Source organism: Mesorhizobium sp. M1A.F.Ca.IN.022.07.1.1, assembly GCF_003997575.1.
Lineage (GTDB): Bacteria > Pseudomonadota > Alphaproteobacteria > Rhizobiales > Rhizobiaceae > Mesorhizobium.
Map to the genome: position 1 here is coordinate 1 of NZ_RZST01000566.1, position 2,148 is coordinate 2,148.

A 2,148-nucleotide genomic window follows, 5' to 3' on the forward strand; every position below is an offset into this window, starting at 1 on the left:
GAATAGGCGCGGGCGGCGACGTCCGATGGCTCCTCGCGGGCCAGCGCCGCGATCGCTCTGACCGCGGCCATCTTCATCTCCTCGTTGATGGCGCTCGCCCCGCAATCCAGCGCGCCGCGGAAGATGTAAGGAAAGCAGAGCACGTTATTGACTTGATTGGGAAAATCGGAGCGCCCGGTGCAGATCATGGCGTCGGGCCGTGCCGCGCGCGCAACCTCCGGCATGATCTCCGGCGTCGGGTTGGCGAGCGCCAGGATCAGCGGCTTCGGCGCCATGTGCTGCAGGAGTTCTGGCTTCAGCACGCCTGCGGCGGACAGGCCGAGAAAGACGTCGGCGCCGGGGATGACATCGGTCAGCGTGCGCGCCTGGGTGTCCTTCACATAAGGGTCTTTCCAGCGGTCCATCTCCTCGACCCGGCCTTTGTAGGCGACGCCGAAACGATCGGTGACCCAGATGTTTTCGACCTTGGCCCCGAGCGAGACCAAAAGGTTGAGGCAGGCGAGCGCCGCAGCGCCCGCGCCGGACGTGACGATCTTGATGTCGGAGATCGATTTGCCGGCGAATTCCAGCCCGTTGAGCACCGCGGCGGCGACGATGATTGCCGTGCCATGCTGGTCGTCATGGAAAACCGGAATGCCCATGCGGTCCTTCAGCCGCTCCTCGACCTCGAAGCATTCAGGCGCCTTGATGTCCTCGAGATTGATGCCGCCGAAGGTCGGCTCGAGCGCGGCCACCGTCTCGACCATGCGCTCGATCTCGGGAGCATCGATCTCGATGTCGAACACGTCGATGCCGGCGAATTTCTTGAACAGCACCGCCTTTCCTTCCATCACCGGCTTGGAGGCGAGCGGGCCGATATTGCCCAGCCCAAGCACCGCCGAGCCGTTGGAGACAACGCCGACGAGGTTGGCGCGCGCCGTGTAGTCGGCGGCGGCCGCGGGATCGTCCCGGATCTCGAGACAAGGAGCGGCAACGCCCGGCGAATAGGCAAGCGCGAGGTCGCGCTGGTTGCCCAGCGGCTTGGTCGCCTGGATCTCGAGCTTTCCCGGGGTGGGGTGCTTGTGGAAGAAGAGCGCGGCCTCATCAAGGTCCGATCGGGCCGTTTTCTTGCTCTCGCCGTCCATTCGCGGCCCTCCTGCGCTTCTTGCTTTCGAGCCTTTTAGCATGCAGCGGCGATTCTTCGCGACGCCAAATGTCGGCCCTGGCATTCACGATGCCGAGGCGAAGATAATCAATCCATTTCAGCCTGTTGGCTCGGAAACTTGCGGCGGATCGACGAAGCTCGTCAGAACGCACTGACGTAGAGGCCGCCGTCGACCGGGATGTTCTGTCCAGTGAGATAGCCGGCATGAACCGAGCACAGGAAGGCGCAGATCTGGCCGAACTCTTCCGGCGTGCCGAGGCGCTTTGCCGGTACGTCGGCGCTGATGCGGGCCTTGCGCGCGGCGGCCGCTGCGGGGTCTTCCGGCGTGCCGGCTTCGTGCGGGCCTCGCAACCGGTCGGTGTCGAGCTTGCCGGGCAATAGGCTGTTGATGGTGACGTTTCGGTCGATCACCGTGCGGGCCACGCCGGCAAGGAACGAGGTCAGGCCGGCGCGGGCGCCCGACGACAGGTCGAGGCCCGGGATCGGCACATAGACCGACAGCGATGTGATGTTGACGATGCGGCCGAAGCCGCGCTTGGCCATACCGTCGATGACCGCCTGGATCAGCTCGATCGGCGTCACCATGTTCTGCGTCACGCCTTCGAGGATTTTCGCGCGGTCGAGCTCGCGGAAATCGCGAAGCGGCGGGCCGCCATTGTTGTTGACCAGGATGTCGGGGGCGGGGCAGGCGGCAAGCAATGCCTTCTGCACTTCCGGCTTCGAGACGTCGCCCGCGATCTCGATCACCTCGACACCGAATTTTTCGCGGATTTCCTGCGCCGTCTTCGCCAACAGCTCGGCGTTGCGGCCGTTGACGACAAGGTCGACGCCGGCTTCGGCCAGCGCAATCGCGCAGCCGCGCCCCAGTCCCTTGCTCGAGGCGCAGACGATGGCCTTCTTGCCGCGAATGCCGAGATCCATGCTGATTTCTCCTTTTTCGAGGGCGGCAAGCTAGCGCCTAGGCTGGACCAACCGCAACCGTCATACGGTTGTTGCACTGTCTC

At 64.6% G+C, this 2,148-nt stretch carries 2 protein-coding genes; both read right to left on the reverse strand.

All coding sequences use genetic code 11. The features are described from left to right. Nucleotides 1–1,124 (reverse strand): malic enzyme-like NAD(P)-binding protein (locus EOA75_RS32190; RefSeq protein ID WP_281058592.1); only part of this gene is annotated, 1,124 nt, incomplete at its 3' end. 161 nt (nt 1,125–1,285) lie between these two features. Next, nucleotides 1,286–2,065: an SDR family oxidoreductase gene (locus tag EOA75_RS32195; RefSeq protein WP_067328390.1), complete on the reverse strand. Its 780-nt coding sequence runs from the start codon at nt 2,063–2,065 to the stop codon at nt 1,286–1,288. Nucleotides 2,066–2,148 lie beyond the last annotated feature (83 nt).

What these genes read in the sequence shown, in the direction of transcription:
- EOA75_RS32195 (WP_067328390.1), bottom strand. Translation starts at nt 2,065, where the DNA reads ATGGATCTCGGCATTCGCGGCAAGAAGGCCATCGTCTGCGCCTCGAGC.